Below are 16999 nucleotides of genomic sequence, written 5' to 3' on the forward strand. Positions count from 1 at the left end.
CGTCCTGCCCGCAGGAATATTACCCTTGCGGCCACAGCCACGCGGCGCCGCGCACGCCGCTGGAGTCGCCGTGTAGCGCTTTACGGATTGGCGTTTCACACTCACCGCCAAAGACAAACTGTTTGATAAGCGTCGGAACGGTTTTATACAAACGATCGACATTGCTCATCCCACCGCCCAGCACGATCGCATCCGGATCGAGTATGTTCACTACATGGGCAAGCGATTTCGCCAGCCGCAGCTCGTAGCGGCTTAACGCCAGCTCGGCCACCGGATCCTGCGCCGCCACACGCTGCATGATGTCGCTGCCCTGCAGCGGATGCCCGCTCAGGCGGTGGTAATCGGTCGCGAAGCCGGTGCCGGAGATAAACGTTTCAATACACCCCTGCTTGCCACAATAGCAGGGCACCTCCTCGCGATAGCGAAGCTCATCTTCATCCATCCACGGCAATGGATTATGCCCCCACTCGCCCGCCGTACCGTTCCCTCCGATGTGCGCCCGTCCGTTCAGCGCAACGCCTGCGCCGCAGCCGGTACCAATAATCACCGCAAACACCGTTTGCGCTCCGGCAGCCGCGCCGTCGACCGCTTCAGAAACCGCCAGACAGTTTGCGTCATTCGCCAGGCGCACCTCACGCTGCAAACGCGCGCACAGATCGCGGTCGAATGGCTGTCCGTTAAGCCAGGTCGAATTAGCGTTTTTCACCACGCCGGTGTAGGGCGACAGGGAACCGGGAATGCCTATTCCGACCGTTCCCGTCTGCCCGGTAGCGCGTTCGGCCATGGCGACCAACGTCGCAATAGTCTCAATAGTTTGCTGATAATCCTCACGCGGCGTCGGCAGGCGATGGCGGAACAATTGCTCCCCCGCCTCGCCGAGCGCAATCACTTCCGTTTTGGTACCGCCAAGGTCAATACCTATACGCACAGGCCACTCCTTATTTTTTTCGGCAATATCAATAGCGTAGAGTCGGGCTTTCGCTTAAGCAATGCAAGGCCGCCGACAATTCGCTACTATACGCGCTGGATTTAACGACAAGGCCGTGGAAATTATCATGCTGTGGTTCAAAAATTTAATGGTTTACCGTCTTAGCCGCGATATTTCGTTGCGCGCTGAAGAGATGGAAAAACAGCTAGCCTCAATGACGTTTACCCCTTGCGGTAGCCAGGATATGGCCAAAATGGGCTGGGTGCCGCCAATGGGATCGCACAGCGATGCACTGACGCATGCCCACAACGGCCAGATCCTGATTTGCGCGCGTAAAGAAGAGAAGATCCTGCCTTCGCCGGTCATCAAACAGGCGCTGGAAGCGAAGATCGCCAAGCTGGAAGCCGAGCAAGCGCGTAAGCTGAAAAAAACGGAAAAAGATTCGCTGAAGGATGAAGTGCTGCATTCTCTGTTGCCGCGCGCCTTCAGTCGCTTCAGCCAGACAATGATGTGGATCGACACGGTTAACGGGCTGATCATGGTGGACTGCGCCAGCGCCAAAAAAGCGGAAGATACGCTGGCGCTGCTGCGTAAATGCCTCGGTTCGCTGCCGGTGGTTCCGCTGGCGCTGGAAAATCCGATCGAATTGACGCTCACTGAATGGGTGCGTTCCGGCACCGTGGCTCAGGGCTTCCAGTTGCTGGACGAAGCCGAACTGAAAGCGATGCTGGAAGATGGCGGCGTGATCCGGGCGAAAAAACAGGATCTGGTGAGCGACGAAATCGCGGTGCACATTGAAGCCGGTAAAGTGGTGACCAAGCTGGCCCTCGACTGGCAGCAGCGCATTCAGTTTATGGTTTGCGATGACGGTTCGATTAAGCGTCTGAAATTCAGCGACGAACTGCGCGATCAAAACGAAGATATCGATCGGGAAGATTTCGCCCAGCGTTTCGACGCTGACTTTATCCTGATGACCGGAGAGCTGGCGGCGTTGATCCAGAATCTGGTGGAAGGCCTGGGTGGAGAAGCCCAGCGCTAAAGCGCGGTTGCTGCGCAAGGAAAGGCCGGACAAGACGCTTTTGTGTCGCTATCCGGCCTTTCTCGTTTACAGATAGCGGCAAAGGTAGGAGGTCGGCTCCGCCACCTGCAAATGGAACTCACTGTGGCCAGGGACGTTAAATACCTCGCCGGCGGCATACACTTTCCATTCGGTTGCGCCCGGCAACAGGACATTCAACGCGCCGCTCACTACCGTCATTTCTTCCGGCTCTGCGGTACCAAACGTGTATTCCCCTTCCAGCATCACGCCAACGCTGGCGCGGCCAGTGCTGCTGCTGGTAAAGCCGATCGATTTCACTTTGCCGGAAAAGTATTCGTTACTTTGAAGCATAAACTGACCCTGTCTGGTGATTAAATTCACTCCCAATATAGGGTCCTGACCTTTCGCCTGTCACGCAAAATTAAACCAGCAATTCAGAAGCCAGCCGTGCAATCAATACATTAGAGAGCAAAACCGGCACATCCAACGACTTTTGCAGCACATCGCGGTGACGCTGATGAAATCCCAGGCAGTCCAGCATAATCACATCCGCGCCCTGCTCAAGCAGCGCTTTGCCGGCGTCGATCAACTGCTGGACGCTGCCATGCACCGGATTCGCCAGTGAATAAACCGGCGGCGACGCCAGCACCTGCCACTTTTCCGCCTGGGCAGACATAAGCTCCTCGACCGGCACGATAACGCCCACCTGATGTCCGTCAACGATAGAGGCCACCAGCGGCGGGATAATACGTCGCGGCTCCAGCAGAATACTGTTACGGGCGGTCATACTTCTGATGCTCGCGGTGCTCATCAAAAGAATAATGTCGTAACCCTGGTTATCCAGCACCTCAATAACGCTTTGCAGATCGCGTTCGACTTTTTGTTTAGAGACATGGGCCGGTTGATTATCGCTAAGCAGGGTTAAGAGCGGTGCTTCTCCTGCGTCAATTTTATAATCCGTGAGCACATCTTCACGGTTCATTTTTCCAAGCAGGCTGTGATGGGTAATGTGCTGTTCGTCGATGTACTCCGTCAGGAGCGGCAGGATTTCGCTCGTGGGTACAACGCCGATAGTGAGAATTGCCAACGACGCGCTCATTTTTGCCACCTTTTTATATTTCGTCGTTTATTTGCGAACAAATGCTCTACGCCACTGCCGACATTTGCCTGATGCAAATTTAAATGCAAAAAAGCGTAGCAGGAGATGGGCAAAGTATTATGTAAAGATTCCAGATGATTCCAGTAAAATATTGTTATCGTTTAATGTTCTTTTTTTGAAACAAAATGTCATCTGCGAAATATGTGATGCAGCTTCGGTTTAGGGATAACTCAGAATCCATTCCGAGTCGCTTGTGGCGTCAGCTTTTTTCAGGATCTTCGTAACGCTTTTTCGCATCCATCGCTTCTTGCGCCGTCGGATGCTCGCTGATTAACGAGTCGGGTTTCGGGTGATCGGCACGCAACTGATACCAGGTCACGGTCTGACCCGGTGCGCCTTTCTCAATGGTGACAATATACGCTTCCCGTGGATAAGGAGGTCTGGTCGGCATGGCTCTTCCTTTTTGTCAGAATGAACCTTAAGTATAGACGCCGCCTTGTTTACGCTGCGTAACCTGCGCCAGCGCGCCCCGAATTTCAGAAATCACCTGGTCGGGCGCGTTTGACGCATCAATGATGAAATGGGCCGCCTGGCGATACAATATGTCGCGCTGGGCAAGCACCTCTCGCACCTCTTCACTGAGCGGTTTGCCGGTTAGCGCCGGGCGCAGTTCTTCTTCAGGCGACGCTTCCAGGCGTCCCACCAGCGTGGACACCGGCGCGCTTAAATAAACGACAATGCCGTTTTCGCGCATGAAGTGACGATTGTATTCCGTCAGAATAATGCCGCCGCCCGTAGCCACGACCGTCGCAGGGGCAGTGACCGCTTCCAGCGCGGCGGTTTCCCGGGCGCGAAACCCAGGCCAGCCTTCCCGTTCAACGATCTCCGCCACTGTCATTTGCATCTGCGACTGTAGCCATTGGTCGGTATCGACAAAGCGGCAGTTAATTGCCGACGCCAGCGCCATGCCAACCGTTGTCTTTCCACATCCACGCGGACCCACAAGATAAAGCGGTTGCGTCATACCGGGAATTCCCCAAAAAGCCGCGACGTTGCGGAATAAAATGTCGTGAAAGTAATAATCATACCACCCAATGCGTAGACAGCCCAAGGTGTAAACATTAATTTCCACATCAGGCTAAAAGTAACAATATATCCCTACTATAACAAGAAACAGTGCTGAGAAAACTGTAAAAAATAAATTACATCATCCTTTTCAGCGCTGAGCTTCCCGCCACCACTTCTCCAGCTCAGCCGCGAAGTGCTGGCGGTCACGCGGCGAGAGGCTGTCCGGCCCGCCGGTCTGGATGCCGCTGGCGCGGAGGGTATCCATAAAGTCGCGCATGGTCAGACGCTCGCGGATCGTCGACTCGGTGTAACGCTCCCCGCGCGGGTTGAGCGCTGCGGCGCCTTTCGCCAGCACTTCCGATGCCAGCGGGATATCCGCGGTGATCACCAGATCGCCTGCTGCGCACTGGCGCACGATTTCGTTATCCGCCACATCAAAACCGGCGGGCACGCGCAGCGTGCGGATAAACGGCGACGGTGGAACGCGCAGCGTCTGGTTCGCCACCAGGATCAACGTCTGTTGCATTCGCCCGGCGGCGCGAAAAAGGATCTCTTTAATTACGTTCGGACACGCATCCGCATCAACCCAAATCGTCATACTGTTTCCCGTTAAGAGGCAATTTTCTATTGTCGCGTGCTTTTGCCCTGCGGCAAAGTGCTGTTTGCCCTTCATGGCTCTTTCATAACGCGTTAAGCTAGGCTTTATCAGTCAAAACAACAATTATCACGCATAGGGAGTGACGAGATGGATAAGAAAATCGGTTTTATCGGCTGCGGTAATATGGGTAAAGCGATCCTCGGCGGCCTGATTGCCAGCGGTCAGGTGCTCCCCGGTCAGATTTGGGTTTACACGCCTTCCCCTGAAAAAGTCGCCGCGCTGCGCGACCAGTACGGCATTAACGCTGCGCAATCCGCCCAGGAAGTGGCGCAGATCGCTGATATTGTTTTTGGCGCCGTGAAGCCCGGTATCATGATCAAAGTGCTGAGCGATATCACCTCCAGCCTGAATAAAGAATCGCTGGTGGTGTCGATTGCCGCGGGCGTTACGCTGGACCAGTTGGCTCGCGCGCTGGGACATGACCGTAAAATCGTTCGTGCGATGCCAAACACGCCGTCGCTGGTCAATGCCGGGATGACCTCCATTACGCCAAATGCGCTGGTGACGCCTGAAGATACTGCTGACGTACTGAACATTTTCCGCTGCTTTGGCGAAGCGGAGGTCATTGCTGAGTCGATGATTCATCCGGTTGTCGGGGTCAGCGGATCCGCGCCTGCCTATGTCTTTATGTTTATCGAAGCGATGGCCGATGCCGCCGTGCTGGGTGGAATGCCGCGCGCCCAGGCCTATAAATTTGCCGCCCAGGCGGTGATGGGCTCCGCAAAGATGGTACTGGAAACCGGTGAGCATCCGGGGGCGTTGAAAGATATGGTCTGCTCGCCGGGCGGTACCACCATCGAAGCGGTACGCGTCCTCGAAGAGCGCGGGTTCCGGGCTGCGGTGATCGAAGCGATGGCGAAGTGTATGGAAAAATCAGAGAAGCTCAGCAAGTCCTGAGCAGGCAACCGGACGTTACGCCGCCACTTCGGTGCGGTTACGTCCGGCGTGCTTTGCTTTATAGAGCGCCAGATCGGCGGACTTCAGCCATTCGCGATAATGGCTAAACTGCGGTGTCAGCGGAGCAACGCCAACGCTGATATGCACCATCACCTGCGGAGCGCAGGGCAGACGTAATGCGCGAAGTCCTTCGTGAACCCGCGACATCGCCGCAATGGCATTGCCGGCTGGCGTCCCATGCATAATGACCGCAAACTCATCGCCGCCAAAGCGGCCTATCACGTCGCTGCTACGCAGGGTCATCCGTAGCTGTCGGGTCAGCGCCTGAATGGCCTCATCGCCGACGTCGTGTCCCCAGGTGTCATTAATTCCCTTGAAATGGTCGATATCAATGATCAGGAGCGTGCAGTCGCAATGCTGCCAGCGACAGCGTTCAAACTCCGCGCGCAGTAACATCTCCCAGTGGCGCCGGTTAAAGACCCCTGTCATCCCGTCATGGGTGCTCATGATCTTTAGTCGTCGCTTATGCTCCGCCAGCGTTGTCGCGGTCTGGTAACTTACCCAGGCAAATAAAAGCGGATAGAGGATGATAATGGGCAGCGTCAGTCCCCCTTCAAGCGGCGTGCTGGAAAACGACACCACGCCGCCGGTCAGTTGCAGTGTCAGCAAGGTGGCTAATGTCATCAGCACCGTTCCGGCGAAAAACAACCGCGAACCGCCCGCGCCCATCAGATTCATCCCCATCATCATCAATAGCGCGCAGGAAGGCAGCGCGTTAACGCCAGTCAGCCCAATCCACACGCCAGCGAAGATCGCATCTATTTTGAAATTGCTGAACTCGCGATGCAGCGGATCGCTTGCCCTGCTGGCAATCTGCCAGGCCAGATGCGGCCAGACGAACGCCCAGCCAACCAGCGCTAACCACCAGCCCCCTGCTACCGGCTGGCTGACCAGGGTTGCCGCAAGGGGGAAGAACATTCCGCCCAGCGCCACCGCGCGCGGCAGTCTGACGCGCCGGGCGAATCGCAGTCCGGAGCGCTGAAGATCGTGCTGCAAAGAGATGTAACCGCCCTCATCCGGCGCGATGTGATTTTTGTAAAAATTATCGTCATTCATTATTTTTTGGGAACATTTAGAAATAATTTCCCAAATTATAGAGACGAGCGTGGCGGGGAAAGTATGAGATTTCGGGTGAGCGATGCCATCGGCTCACCCGTTAGCACTACGCGCTTAGGCCGCTTTCTTCAGGCAGGCGCTCATAAACTTACTGCGATCGTCACCTTTCAGCGACTGCTGTGTCGCCTGAGAATTGCACTCACGCATTTTCTGCTGCTGCGGCGTCAGGCTTTTCTCATTAGGATCGGATTGACTGTTTTTAAGGCAATTACTCATGTACGTCTTGCGGGCATCCCCTTTTAGCGCCTGCGCTGTCGCCTGCTGATTACAGGTGGTCATACGCTGTTGTTGTGGGGTGAGTGTTTTCTCGGCAGCACCGACTGTCGTTAAAAAGACCAGACCAAATAATAGCGTTACCAGTAATGTTATTTTCATAGCACCATCCTTTTTTGAACCAGGACACAGTCGAGCGTTTCGCGAAATGCCTTGCCATGCCGGATGGCGACGATCCGCGAACCTGATTTCGTACTGATGTCATTAAGTCTGGTCGCTAACCTCAAAAAAGCCACCCGACAGCAAAAGTAATCCTGCCGGGGGGTGGACGACGTCAGACCCGGCGCCGCTTTCCAGCGCACCGGCATATTTCCCTCAGAGAACATCCCCGGCAGCAGTTATTTCGAAATGACGCCATAGCATCATGACGGGAATTTCAACGCGTCCGGCAGGAATGAACATCAGCGGTAACAACGCAAGGGTTTTACCGCTTCGCTTCATTTTATATTCTCCATGTAAAATACTCACTTACCCTAAATAACAGACCTTGCAGGAAGGCGACAAATGAATGTATCCCGCTGTGCGTAGAAAACGCATTGAGTTATATGCGCCAACGCTACAACACACTTTTAACGGATGTCTTCAGGGTAAAATAATAAAAACAAAGCGACTATAACGTTATGTCGTGACAGGTTTATGACAACGTGTTCTTGCTTATAGCCAAAACACATTCGCGTTGCCGGACAGGACAAAAGCGCCCTGGTCAATTTCCGCCAACGCGTCTGTCACGAAGAATAACGTTAGTAACGAGGGTGTTTCAGGAGTTTTTGGACATACTGGCGCAGCAGTTCTTTATCGTCATCAGAAATGCTGGCATCCGGCTTTACCCCGTCAAGAGCCCCTTCCACCTGTTGAATCAGGATATCCTGCTCTTTTTTCGCCATATTACGCAGCATCGCCGTGACGATAATCTCTAACGCCTCTACCTGAGCAACCAGTTCCTTCGATTCTTCTTCTTTCTGGGCAAGCTTAAGCAACAACTCAGCAATGAGATTTTTCATGACTGTATTCCCTTATCTAAAGAAGCCTGACGTTATCACTGTGAACTCATGCTGCCTAGAGGTGAAGGGTAGTATTTTTAAAAGAAAGAAATGACTTTGCGTAAATAATCACAAATTAACGATAGCGAAACGTTTCTCGCCAGCAGTGAGGAAGACTGAAATTAAAGAAAGCAAATAAATAATCACCTCCAGCCATAATCTAAAGTTATGATAAAAATGCATGGATTTAACTTAAGTCACTTTCTTTTATTAATTCAACCCGTTGTACGACTTTTTTCCCGCTGGCGTAACGTCAGCATTAACTGAACAATGTTGATTAGCACAATGACCGCGGTGGCAATAAATACCCAGCGGAAACCGGCCATTGCCGAGACCGTCGCGCCCATTAACGGCCCCGCAACGTTGCCAAGATACATAAACGACTGATTATAACCAAAAATACGTCCGGTAATTTGCTCACTGGAGTATTTCACCAGCAGCGTTTGTACCGCAGGCAGCATCGCGCCATCGGCAAACCCGAGCAGAAAACGCAGTACGCCAAGCTGAAAAGGCGTAGTGACCCATGACATAGCGAAAAACAACACCACCGCACAGATAAGCGTCGCCATTAAAATGCGCTCCGTGCCGATTCGATCGCCCAGCTTTCCCAGTCGCGGCGCAGAGATGAGTGCGGAAATACCCGGCACCGAGGCAATGAATCCGCTCAGAAAAGCGATGTTATTGCTGTCCGGCGCCATCGACTTAATAAACAACGCCAGAATCGGACTAATGGAGCCATTGCACAGTTGAATGACCAGCGTGGTGAAAAACAGGCTAATAACTAACGCCGGGTACGGGAGCGAAGCAAAAACCGCCCTGCCGCTCAGACGTTCACTCTTTTTCAGTGTCGGACGCACGCCTTCTTTGATTAAAAAGAAGGTCACCAGAAAGCTCACCATCAACAGCATTGCGGTAATAAAAAAGACGGGTCGTAGCCCGACATGGTCGGCAATAAAGCCGCCCATCAGCGGGCCGCCAATCACGCCGCTAATTTGTGCGGTCGCCAGCGTACTGAGCGCCCATCCGCTTCGTTCGCGCGGAACCTGCGACGCGACCAGCGCCATCGCATTAGGAATATAGCCGGAAGTGAGCCCCATAATGCCGCGCAGCAAAAACAGCTGCCAGACGTTTGTGGCAAATGCCTGTAGCAGAATCGCTATCGCCATGCCTAAGGACGCGCGCAGCAGCATCAGCTTACGGCCCTTGCGATCGGCGAGACTGCCCCACAGGGGCGAGACAATGGCGGAGATAAGAAAGGTGATACTGAAAGTCAGACCAGACCACATCGAGAGCGCTTCGTGGGAGGAAACCCCTAATTGTGAAATATACAACGGCAAGAACGGCAGGATTTGACTGATTGCCAGACCGGTGAAAAAGCAGCCGAACCAGACGGAAATGAGGTTAACTTTCCAGGATTCCATAAATACTCGTTGTGATAACGTACTGAAAACGCAGCACAGTTTAGCAATAATGCAGCCGCGGAATGGTTCAAGAGATGCGATGGGTCTGAGTTTGCTATTTTATCTTCCCGTTCATCAGATTTGTGAAATAAATCACATAAATGACCCCCACATGCAGCGCGTTATGCTTAACGACAAAGGCCGTATCCGCGCATGCCGAGGTGAAAATGGTTAGCGTGCGCGGCGTTATACTCCGGACCCAACCCGTTACCAAAGTACTGACAGCTCGCGCTGAGCATCGTGCGCAGCCAGGGGGCGCTTTCATCCTGCTTCCAGCCGCGCAGCACGCTTATGTTTCGCCCGTCGGCAAGGCGAAAGCCGCTGATATCCAGCGCCTGCGCGCTGGCGTGTTCGCTTCGGCGCGCGTCGGGACGGTGGTAGATATTGCGGCAGGCGAAGCTGCCCAGGTGATCGATACGCGTCAGCCTGCTGGCCATAAACTGCTCGGTTAACGGCCGCGCCTGCTGTTCAACAAACAGCGCTGCGCTGAGCGCCAGCGGGCAGGAAGCGAGAAAGCTGCTGCTCAGTTTGACCGCGCCGAAATCCCTGACGCGCACCACGTCGGTTAACGGACAGTCGCCCGCACTGTCGGCCACCGGCTGCGAGGAGATCAGCTTTCGCTGGTTCGCCTGTTGCAGCAATGTCTGACATTGATCTTTCGTCAGCCGCTGAAGCTTGAATTTGGTCAGCCAGTTGGGCGGATCGGTCAGCCCGAGCGGCGTAAAGGGATTGTAATATGACGGCAGATACCGGTACCCCACGCCCCCCGCCACGCCCAAGAGAATAATAAACAGCCAGCCTTTACCTTTCACGCCCCCTCCTTTGCGTTTCTGCTTAACATTATGGCAGAAGCCCGCGAATCCCTCGTTTTGTCGTGGTAATGTATACGCTTTGCGTTCGATGGAATGGGTTTTAAGATGGCAAAATTGCGGGTAGGAATCGTATTTGGTGGGAAATCAGCGGAACATGAAGTGTCATTGCAATCGGCAAAAAATATTGTCGATGCCATCGACAAGACCCGCTTTGACGTTGTGCTTTTAGGCATTGATAAACAAGGGCAGTGGCACGTCAGCGATGCCGAAAATTACCTGCTCAACGCCGACAATCCGGCGCGCATTGCGCTGCGCCCTTCCACTACCAGCCTCGCGCAGGTGCCGGGTAAACATGAGCAGCAGCTGATTGACGCGCAAACCGCGCAGCCGTTGCCGACAGTTGACGTAATTTTTCCGATCGTTCACGGCACGCTGGGCGAAGACGGCTCATTGCAGGGCATGCTGCGGGTGGCGAATTTGCCGTTTGTCGGTTCCGACGTGCTGGGCTCCGCGGCATGTATGGATAAAGACGTCACCAAGCGTCTGCTGCGTGATGCCGGGCTGAATATCGCGCCCTTTATCACCCTCACCCGTGCCAACCGTCACGCTATCAGCTTTGCCGACGTAGAAGCGCGTCTTGGTCTGCCGCTTTTCGTGAAGCCTGCCAACCAGGGCTCATCCGTTGGCGTCAGTAAAGTCACCAGTGAAGCGCAGTATGCGCAGGCGATCGAACTGGCGTTCGGATTCGATCACAAAGTGGTGGTGGAACAGGGGATCAAGGGTCGCGAGATCGAATGCGCGGTCCTCGGCAACGATCATCCGCAAGCGAGCACCTGCGGCGAGATCGTGCTGAACAGCGATTTCTATGCCTACGACACCAAATACATTGACGACAACGGCGCGAAGGTTGTGGTGCCTGCGGCGATCGCGCCTGAGGTTAACGACAAGATCCGTGATATCGCGATCCAGGCTTACCAGACGCTGGGCTGCGCCGGTATGGCGCGGGTGGATGTCTTTTTAACGGCGGATAACGAGGTGGTGATCAATGAGATCAACACCCTGCCGGGATTCACCAATATCAGTATGTATCCGAAACTGTGGCAGGCCAGTGGGTTAGGCTACACCGACCTGATCACCCGGTTAATCGAGCTGGCGCTGGAGCGTCACGCGGCGGATAACGCCCTGAAAACGACCATGTAATCTGCACTTTTGATTGCCCGGTAGCGTCAGGCTTACCGGGCGCTCAAATGCACATTATTTGACTGACGCAACGTCGTCATCTTCCACACGACGACGAATGATCAGCCCCGCCAGCCAGAAGCTCATCACCCAGGTGACTGCGCCCACTGCATAGGTTTGCCAGCCTTTAGCTTCAAATCCCAGCAACCCGACGACACCGTTAAGAATAAAAATAAGCCCGATGGCGAAGGCATAGTAATGCCAGTCGCGGCGGATTTTTACAGGCAAATTCATAGCGTCTCCCGCACGAAAAAAAGCATAGTGGCATAGTACTGGAAACCCGTCTGTGCCGTATGCGGAATTTCTTAAATGTTGCAAAATTTAAATTAAGGTAATGTATTTGTGACAAGCGGCAAAAATCTGCATTCCAGGACTCATCCCAGGCTTAATTTACCATCATTCTGATATTGACAAACGCGATGACCTGTCAGACTCACACTACGTTCCTGGCAGATGTCAGGCAGAAAGCAGAAATTCCCGCGGAGGTCATTTATGGCTGATTTCACTCTCTCAAAATCCCTGTTTAATGGGAAACATCGAGAAACCTCCTCTACCCCTGGCAACATCGCGTATGCGGTGTTTGTGCTGTTTTGTTTCTGGGCTGGCGCGCAGATCCTGAACCTGTTGGTTCACGCGCCGGGTGTATATGAGCATCTGATGCAGGTTCAGGAGACGGGACGTCCGCGCGTCGAAATCGGGCTGGGCGTCGGTACAATATTTGGCCTGGTGCCGTTTCTGGTCGGCAGTCTGATTTTCGGCGTGATTGCCGCCTTCCTGCACTGGCGGCATCGCCATCACTAATCTTTCCTGTCGGGTGGGATTCCCTCACCCGACCCGCTACAGCTTCATACATCTCGCCCGTCGATCGTCTACCCGTTTTGCGAACCACGCCGTCGTCAGATTACGGGTAATCTTGGGACTTTCCAGTTGAATACCCGGCAGCATCTCTCGCGGTAATGCTTTACCCGTTTTCTTCTCGGCGAGAGCGTAGACCCCTTTGTACAGATCCGTCTCTTCGAACGCCAGGCTGTCACCTTTTTCCAGCTGTCGACGGATAGCGCTTTCACTGAGATCCAGTTTGTTCGCCAGCTTACGCACCGCCAGCTCGGTTTTGCCCGCCGCCTTGCTGCCATACGCGATCAAATCGCCGTCCAGCGCCAGTTTTACGCCGCTGGCTTTGCTGACGGCATTCTGGAAAGCGGCATTACGGCTGGCATACCATCCGGCATTAAAGTCGGCAAAGCGGAAAATTGGCGCGCTGTAGTTCGCCGGATAATTGAGCAGATGGTAGGTCCCAAACCACAGTCCGCCGCGACGGGTGAAGACTTCCTGACGCACCGTTCCGTCCATCGTCCACGGGTAACCGTTGGCGTGCTGCTCGGCGAAAGCGATGCTGACCTGCATCGGACCGCCCGTATGAACCGGATTTAGCGAGCCAAACAGCGTCTGCCCCATCGGCACCATATTGATGAAATCATCAAAAATCGCGCTAAGTTGTTTTTCGGTTTTCACCGTATCAAGGCGATCGCTGTAGCTCTTGCCATTCGGGGAGTTGATTTTAAGCGCGGTATGCACCAGAAAAAGCGGAATATGCATGCGCCCGGCGCGGCGGTCAATCTCCTGCCAGGCGATTTTGCTCAGCCCCGGCACGGTGGGATCGGCTGTATAATTAGACTCCTGCTGTGCGACCGCCAGCACCGAACAGACGTTTTCCTCCGTCGGGGCGATCTTCTGGCTCTCAAAGGTTTTCGCCAGGTCTTTGGCCCAGCTATCGCGGTCTTTGACGCTGGCTGGCATTTTCTGGCGCACCACGCTCGCGACGTCGACGGCTTTCTCCCCTTTTTTTAGCGGCTGCGCCGTCTGGGTACTGCATCCAACAAGGACCAGCCCGGCCAGTAATGACAAAGGGGAAAGACGAGACGCCGCCGACATAATGCTTCCTTATATTAACCAAGAGTGTGGGTGACAGCCTGAATATCGTTGTCGTCCAGTTCGCGCTCAAAGCTGCGCAGACGTTTGTAGATAGACATCAGCTCCACCAGCGTGGTCCATGAGTTTATCAGATACTGAAAAGCCCCACGTACCTGGCTAAACACATTGGTGATTTGCGTCATCAGGCCGAGCGTAATCGTACCGGCAACGATCGACGGAAACAGCAGGAACAAGCCGAAAACGTTATCCACCTGCAGGTACAAAATGCGGGCGATATTAAAATACATGTAGTGGAAATAGAGACGGAAATAGTTCTGGCGCACCGCGTTGAACAATTCACGAACCGTTGGCGGCGTGGCGCGGTTGGCGTCGTCTTCGCCATACACCAGCTCTTTACGATAAGCCGCTTCGACGCGCTGATTTTTGAACTCCAGCCCCGGCAGCTTGATCCCAACCACCGCCAGCAAACCGGTGCCCATCAGCGACCAGATAATCGCGGCAATCACCAGACCGTAAGGCACATGGCCGACGATCGGCAGTTCCGGTACATGTGGAGAAAGCGCAATCAGCACCGGCAGAAAGGCGATTAAGGTCATAATCGCCTTAATAAAGCTCACGCCCATGCTTTCCAGCGTGGAGGCAAAACGCATGGTATCTTCCTGCACACGCTGGGCGGCGCCTTCGATATGACGCAAATGCTGCCACTGCGCCATGTAGTATTCATTCATCGCCGTACGCCAACGGAACACATAGTGGCTGACGAAAAAATTGTTCAACACGCTTATCACCACAGCAATCAGCGCGATCCCCAGAAAGATACCTAACTCATTGTAGAATTGCGCCATTGTGACAGTATGAGGAGCGCTAAGCGCTTTCTGAATCAGATCGTAAAAGGGCGCATACCAGGCATTGACGGCCACCCCAACTTCAACCAGAAACCAGGTGACAAAGACAATCAGCGACGTGCCGAGAATCGACCAGTACTGCCAGCGGTGCGGGCTGTAGATAAACCAGAACAGGGCAAATACCCCCACGCAAAGCACGTAATAAGCATAAAAGATCAGGTAGTTCAAAGACCAGAAACGCGCGGCGCTAATGGGCACGTCGTCCGTTGCGCCGGTGAAATGCGCAACCCAGTCTCCCCCACCCGCCTGCCAGAAAATGACGGCAGCGACTGCCCAAATAAACGCCGAGAGAAAAAAGGGTCCCGGCTTCGGGAAAAATGACTTGAACATAATGCTCTCCTGCTAACTTCTTATCGTTATGACAACGGCTGTGCTGAAGAAAGTAAAAACGTCACACCAGCGAAACCGCCATTGTGACCAGAATGGCGGCGCTTAGTTCGTCTGCCATTGCTGAAATATTGTTTCGACGGATTACAGCCTCCCGCACAAAAACGACGGCTACTATACGCTCAGGATCACAAAAGCGAACTTTCTTTCGCCGCAAAAAACGTGGATTTACTCGTCGTTACGTTTTTATAACTATCCTTGCTTTAATTAGCGCTTTGAAAAAGAACGCGCCGTAGTATAAATACGAACTGTCTTCTTCCTTTTATTCATGCATGGACACCACCGTTGAAACGTAGTCTGCTTTTTTCTGCCGCGCTGTGTGCGGCGTCATTGACCTCAGTCCAGGCGGCGCAGCCTATCGCTGAACCGGTTTTCGCATCTGATATCGTTGAACGTTACGCCAATCATATTTTTTATGGCAGCGGCGCAACGGGGATGGCGCTGGTTGTGATCGACGGCAACCAGCGGGTCTTTCGCAGCTTCGGCGAAACCCGCCCAGGTAATAATGTGCGCCCACAGCTGGACTCGGTTATCCGTATTGCCTCGATAACCAAGCTAATGACCAGTGAAATGCTGGTGAAGCTGCTCGACCAGGGCACAGTCAGGCTGGACGATCCGCTGAGTAAATACGCTCCTCCAGGCGCATATGTTCCGTCGTATCAGGGCAAACCGATTACCCTGGTGAACCTGGCGACGCATACCAGCGCCCTGCCTCGCGAACAGCCTGGCGGCGCGGCGAAACGTCCGGTTTTTGTCTGGCCGACGCGTGAGCAGCGTTGGCACTATCTTTCTAACGCCACGCTAAAAGCCGCGCCGGGTTCGCAGGCGTCATATTCCAACCTGGCGTATGACCTGCTGGCGGATGCGTTGGCTACCGCCGCCGGTAAGCCTTACACCCAACTCTTTGAAGAAAAGATCACCCGGCCTTTGGGCATGAAAGACACGACCTATACGCCGTCCCCCGACCAGTGCAAGCGTCTGATGGTGGCGGAAAAAGGCGCCAGTCCGTGCAATAACACCCTTGCAGCGATTGGCAGCGGCGGCGTCTATTCAACGCCGGGCGATATCATGCGCTGGATGCAGCAGTATCTGTCCTCTGACTTTTACCATCGCAGTCGTCAGGCCGACAGGATGCAGACGCTGATCTATCAGCGCGCGCAACTCACCCGCGTGACGGGCATGGATGTGCCGGGTAAAGCAGATGCGCTTGGCTTAGGCTGGGTATATATGGCGCCGAAAGAGGGCCGTCCGGGCATTATTCAAAAAACCGGCGGCGGTGGTGGATTCATTACCTATATGGCGATGATTCCTCAGCAAAACGTCGGGGCGTTTGTGGTCGTGACGCGCTCACCGCTGACGCGTTTCAAAAATATGAGTGACGGTATTAACGATCTGGTCGTCGAACTGAGCGAAAATAAACCGTTAGTGGTTCCGGCATCCTGATCAGTATTCTGAAGGCAGACGGTTAATTCCCACCAGTTTGCCTTTATTCATTTCGATATAGCCGCCCTTACGTAATGCCGCCAACACTTCCGCTACCACCGAGCGGGATATACGCGTGCGCTGGTGAATATAATTCATGACGCCAACCCGTGCGCGTAATCCTTCCTCCCATTCATTCATTGAAAACAGGGTCGAACGAATTTGTTCATAGGAGTTGTTGCCGATCAGTTGCAGATCGCGCAGTTCAAGAATGCGGTTCAGCCACGCCAGCCAGCAAAATGCATCACGCCACAACTGGCACTCTTCGATAAGAGTCACGGTTTGCGATGAAGGCAGAAAATAACCGGAACAAGTTCCATCAGAGATCAGCTCATACGGCACGTTGTTTTCCATCACGCCGTTAGCAAGGCCCATGATAAAAGGCGCCTGCCCTATGCCGACCAAAATGTGTTCCTGCCGTCTTAATGAAATGATGCCATCAAGGATAACTACGGTGTTATCACGATTCACATCACTGGAATAAAGAGTCTGTTTCTCATTACGGGAAAACTCAAAACGCGTTCCATATTTTGATAAACATGCGTCGAGCCGAGCGAATTCGGTTAATGGTTTACTGACAGGCAACATATTAGCGTTCCTTGCA

Annotated in this window: 21 protein-coding genes; 5 read left to right on the forward strand and 16 right to left on the reverse strand. The window is 53.8% G+C overall.

Going from position 1 to position 16999, the window contains the following annotated elements:
* Nucleotides 1–19: 19 nt before the first annotated feature.
* On the reverse strand, nucleotides 20–928 hold the full coding sequence (mak, locus tag JY391_RS16730) for a fructokinase (RefSeq protein ID WP_042286021.1): 909 nt from the start codon (nucleotides 926–928) through the stop codon (nucleotides 20–22).
* Nucleotides 929–1055: 127 nt separating this feature from the next.
* On the opposite strand from mak, the gene rdgC reads away from it, so the two are divergent.
* A complete protein-coding gene (gene rdgC / locus JY391_RS16735) occupies nucleotides 1056–1967 on the forward strand; it encodes a recombination-associated protein RdgC (protein WP_042286024.1) in 912 nt (303 codons plus the stop codon).
* A 66-nt stretch (nucleotides 1968–2033) separates the two neighbouring features.
* Here rdgC and ppnP read toward each other — a convergent pair whose 3' ends face one another.
* From ppnP to JY391_RS16760, 5 genes are all read right to left on the reverse strand, one after another.
* Nucleotides 2034–2318 carry a pyrimidine/purine nucleoside phosphorylase gene (gene ppnP / locus JY391_RS16740; RefSeq protein ID WP_042286027.1) on the reverse strand — a complete coding sequence of 95 codons (285 nt, stop codon included), beginning with the start codon at nucleotides 2316–2318 and terminating at the stop codon, nucleotides 2034–2036.
* A gap of 70 nt (nucleotides 2319–2388) precedes the next feature.
* Entirely contained in the window at nucleotides 2389–3066 is a 678-nt protein-coding gene (locus tag JY391_RS16745) for an AroM family protein (protein ID WP_042286031.1), read from the reverse strand.
* A 259-nt stretch (nucleotides 3067–3325) separates the two neighbouring features.
* Nucleotides 3326–3517, reverse strand: a complete 192-nt coding sequence (gene yaiA / locus JY391_RS16750) for a protein YaiA (protein WP_042286035.1) — start codon at nucleotides 3515–3517, stop codon at nucleotides 3326–3328.
* 27 nt (nucleotides 3518–3544) lie between these two features.
* Nucleotides 3545–4090 (reverse strand): shikimate kinase AroL, encoded by a 546-nt coding sequence (gene aroL, locus JY391_RS16755; protein ID WP_181821885.1) that lies wholly within the window; start codon nucleotides 4088–4090, stop codon nucleotides 3545–3547.
* Nucleotides 4091–4282: 192 nt separating this feature from the next.
* On the reverse strand, nucleotides 4283–4732 hold the full coding sequence (locus tag JY391_RS16760; protein WP_042286041.1) for a YaiI/YqxD family protein: 450 nt from the start codon (nucleotides 4730–4732) through the stop codon (nucleotides 4283–4285).
* A 147-nt stretch (nucleotides 4733–4879) separates the two neighbouring features.
* Here JY391_RS16760 and proC point away from each other — a divergent pair, with 147 nt between their 5' ends.
* Complete coding sequence (proC, locus tag JY391_RS16765) at nucleotides 4880–5689, forward strand: pyrroline-5-carboxylate reductase (protein WP_042286044.1); 810 nt, start codon at nucleotides 4880–4882, stop codon at nucleotides 5687–5689.
* A 15-nt stretch (nucleotides 5690–5704) separates the two neighbouring features.
* Here proC and adrA read toward each other — a convergent pair whose 3' ends face one another.
* The 6 genes from adrA to JY391_RS16790 all read right to left on the reverse strand — a co-directional run bounded on the left by adrA (nucleotide 5705) and on the right by JY391_RS16790 (nucleotide 10450).
* Nucleotides 5705–6805: a diguanylate cyclase AdrA gene (gene adrA / locus JY391_RS16770; protein ID WP_211934677.1), complete on the reverse strand. Its 1101-nt coding sequence runs from the start codon at nucleotides 6803–6805 to the stop codon at nucleotides 5705–5707.
* Between the two features lie 114 nt (nucleotides 6806–6919).
* Nucleotides 6920–7240, reverse strand: a complete 321-nt coding sequence (gene psiF, locus JY391_RS16775; protein ID WP_060569081.1) for a phosphate starvation-inducible protein PsiF — start codon at nucleotides 7238–7240, stop codon at nucleotides 6920–6922.
* Between the two features lie 213 nt (nucleotides 7241–7453).
* Nucleotides 7454–7579, reverse strand: coding sequence for a hypothetical protein (locus JY391_RS23890; RefSeq protein ID WP_267876732.1), 126 nt, complete (start codon nucleotides 7577–7579; stop codon nucleotides 7454–7456).
* 299 nt (nucleotides 7580–7878) lie between these two features.
* Nucleotides 7879–8139: an anti-adapter protein IraP gene (gene iraP / locus JY391_RS16780; protein WP_042286052.1), complete on the reverse strand. Its 261-nt coding sequence runs from the start codon at nucleotides 8137–8139 to the stop codon at nucleotides 7879–7881.
* Nucleotides 8140–8393: 254 nt separating this feature from the next.
* Nucleotides 8394–9599: a multidrug efflux MFS transporter gene (locus tag JY391_RS16785; RefSeq protein WP_211934678.1), complete on the reverse strand. Its 1206-nt coding sequence runs from the start codon at nucleotides 9597–9599 to the stop codon at nucleotides 8394–8396.
* Between the two features lie 167 nt (nucleotides 9600–9766).
* Complete coding sequence (locus JY391_RS16790) at nucleotides 9767–10450, reverse strand: extensin-like domain-containing protein (protein WP_042286057.1); 684 nt, start codon at nucleotides 10448–10450, stop codon at nucleotides 9767–9769.
* A gap of 105 nt (nucleotides 10451–10555) precedes the next feature.
* Between JY391_RS16790 and ddlA the strand changes: the two genes are divergently transcribed.
* Nucleotides 10556–11650 (forward strand): D-alanine--D-alanine ligase, encoded by a 1095-nt coding sequence (gene ddlA, locus JY391_RS16795; protein WP_181821888.1) that lies wholly within the window; start codon nucleotides 10556–10558, stop codon nucleotides 11648–11650.
* Between the two features lie 54 nt (nucleotides 11651–11704).
* On the opposite strand, the gene JY391_RS16800 is transcribed toward ddlA, so the two are convergent.
* Complete coding sequence (locus JY391_RS16800; RefSeq protein ID WP_211934679.1) at nucleotides 11705–11923, reverse strand: DUF2754 family protein; 219 nt, start codon at nucleotides 11921–11923, stop codon at nucleotides 11705–11707.
* A gap of 258 nt (nucleotides 11924–12181) precedes the next feature.
* On the opposite strand from JY391_RS16800, the gene JY391_RS16805 reads away from it, so the two are divergent.
* Nucleotides 12182–12490 carry a YaiY family protein gene (locus JY391_RS16805; RefSeq protein ID WP_012904778.1) on the forward strand — a complete coding sequence of 103 codons (309 nt, stop codon included), beginning with the start codon at nucleotides 12182–12184 and terminating at the stop codon, nucleotides 12488–12490.
* 36 nt (nucleotides 12491–12526) lie between these two features.
* Here the strand turns inward: JY391_RS16805 and JY391_RS16810 are convergent, their stop codons facing one another.
* The gene (locus JY391_RS16810) at nucleotides 12527–13621 is read right to left on the reverse strand and encodes a DUF1615 domain-containing protein (RefSeq protein ID WP_200033505.1); all 1095 of its coding nucleotides are present in this window, start codon (nucleotides 13619–13621) and stop codon (nucleotides 12527–12529) included.
* A 14-nt stretch (nucleotides 13622–13635) separates the two neighbouring features.
* Nucleotides 13636–14856 (reverse strand): peptide antibiotic transporter SbmA, encoded by a 1221-nt coding sequence (gene sbmA / locus JY391_RS16815; RefSeq protein WP_042286065.1) that lies wholly within the window; start codon nucleotides 14854–14856, stop codon nucleotides 13636–13638.
* Between the two features lie 342 nt (nucleotides 14857–15198).
* Between sbmA and ampH the strand changes: the two genes are divergently transcribed.
* Nucleotides 15199–16356 carry a D-alanyl-D-alanine-carboxypeptidase/endopeptidase AmpH gene (gene ampH / locus JY391_RS16820; RefSeq protein ID WP_042286067.1) on the forward strand — a complete coding sequence of 386 codons (1158 nt, stop codon included), beginning with the start codon at nucleotides 15199–15201 and terminating at the stop codon, nucleotides 16354–16356.
* Here the strand turns inward: ampH and iprA are convergent, their stop codons facing one another.
* Entirely contained in the window at nucleotides 16357–16983 is a 627-nt protein-coding gene (gene iprA / locus JY391_RS16825; protein ID WP_060569088.1) for a hydrogen peroxide resistance inhibitor IprA, read from the reverse strand.
* Between the last annotated feature and the right edge of the window lie 16 nt (nucleotides 16984–16999).

This window comes from Citrobacter sedlakii (assembly GCF_018128425.1).
In the GTDB taxonomy this organism is placed as follows: Bacteria; Pseudomonadota; Gammaproteobacteria; order Enterobacterales; family Enterobacteriaceae; genus Citrobacter_A; species Citrobacter_A sedlakii.

Excerpts from the sequence above, each read along its gene's own strand:
- rdgC (WP_042286024.1), top strand. The coding sequence starts at position 1,056 with ATGCTGTGGTTCAAAAATTTAATGGTTTACCGTCTTAGCCGCGATATT.
- ppnP (WP_042286027.1), bottom strand. The coding sequence starts at position 2,318 with ATGCTTCAAAGTAACGAATACTTTTCCGGCAAAGTGAAATCGATCGGC.
- JY391_RS16745 (WP_042286031.1), bottom strand. The coding sequence starts at position 3,066 with ATGAGCGCGTCGTTGGCAATTCTCACTATCGGCGTTGTACCCACGAGC.
- yaiA (WP_042286035.1), bottom strand. The coding sequence starts at position 3,517 with ATGCCGACCAGACCTCCTTATCCACGGGAAGCGTATATTGTCACCATT.
- aroL (WP_181821885.1), bottom strand. The coding sequence starts at position 4,090 with ATGACGCAACCGCTTTATCTTGTGGGTCCGCGTGGATGTGGAAAGACA.
- JY391_RS16760 (WP_042286041.1), bottom strand. The coding sequence starts at position 4,732 with ATGACGATTTGGGTTGATGCGGATGCGTGTCCGAACGTAATTAAAGAG.
- proC (WP_042286044.1), top strand. The coding sequence starts at position 4,880 with ATGGATAAGAAAATCGGTTTTATCGGCTGCGGTAATATGGGTAAAGCG.
- adrA (WP_211934677.1), bottom strand. The coding sequence starts at position 6,805 with ATGAATGACGATAATTTTTACAAAAATCACATCGCGCCGGATGAGGGC.
- psiF (WP_060569081.1), bottom strand. The coding sequence starts at position 7,240 with ATGAAAATAACATTACTGGTAACGCTATTATTTGGTCTGGTCTTTTTA.
- JY391_RS23890 (WP_267876732.1), bottom strand. The coding sequence starts at position 7,579 with ATGAAGCGAAGCGGTAAAACCCTTGCGTTGTTACCGCTGATGTTCATT.
- iraP (WP_042286052.1), bottom strand. The coding sequence starts at position 8,139 with ATGAAAAATCTCATTGCTGAGTTGTTGCTTAAGCTTGCCCAGAAAGAA.
- JY391_RS16785 (WP_211934678.1), bottom strand. The coding sequence starts at position 9,599 with ATGGAATCCTGGAAAGTTAACCTCATTTCCGTCTGGTTCGGCTGCTTT.
- ddlA (WP_181821888.1), top strand. The coding sequence starts at position 10,556 with ATGGCAAAATTGCGGGTAGGAATCGTATTTGGTGGGAAATCAGCGGAA.
- JY391_RS16800 (WP_211934679.1), bottom strand. The coding sequence starts at position 11,923 with ATGAATTTGCCTGTAAAAATCCGCCGCGACTGGCATTACTATGCCTTC.
- JY391_RS16805 (WP_012904778.1), top strand. The coding sequence starts at position 12,182 with ATGGCTGATTTCACTCTCTCAAAATCCCTGTTTAATGGGAAACATCGA.
- JY391_RS16810 (WP_200033505.1), bottom strand. The coding sequence starts at position 13,621 with ATGTCGGCGGCGTCTCGTCTTTCCCCTTTGTCATTACTGGCCGGGCTG.
- sbmA (WP_042286065.1), bottom strand. The coding sequence starts at position 14,856 with ATGTTCAAGTCATTTTTCCCGAAGCCGGGACCCTTTTTTCTCTCGGCG.
- iprA (WP_060569088.1), bottom strand. The coding sequence starts at position 16,983 with ATGTTGCCTGTCAGTAAACCATTAACCGAATTCGCTCGGCTCGACGCA.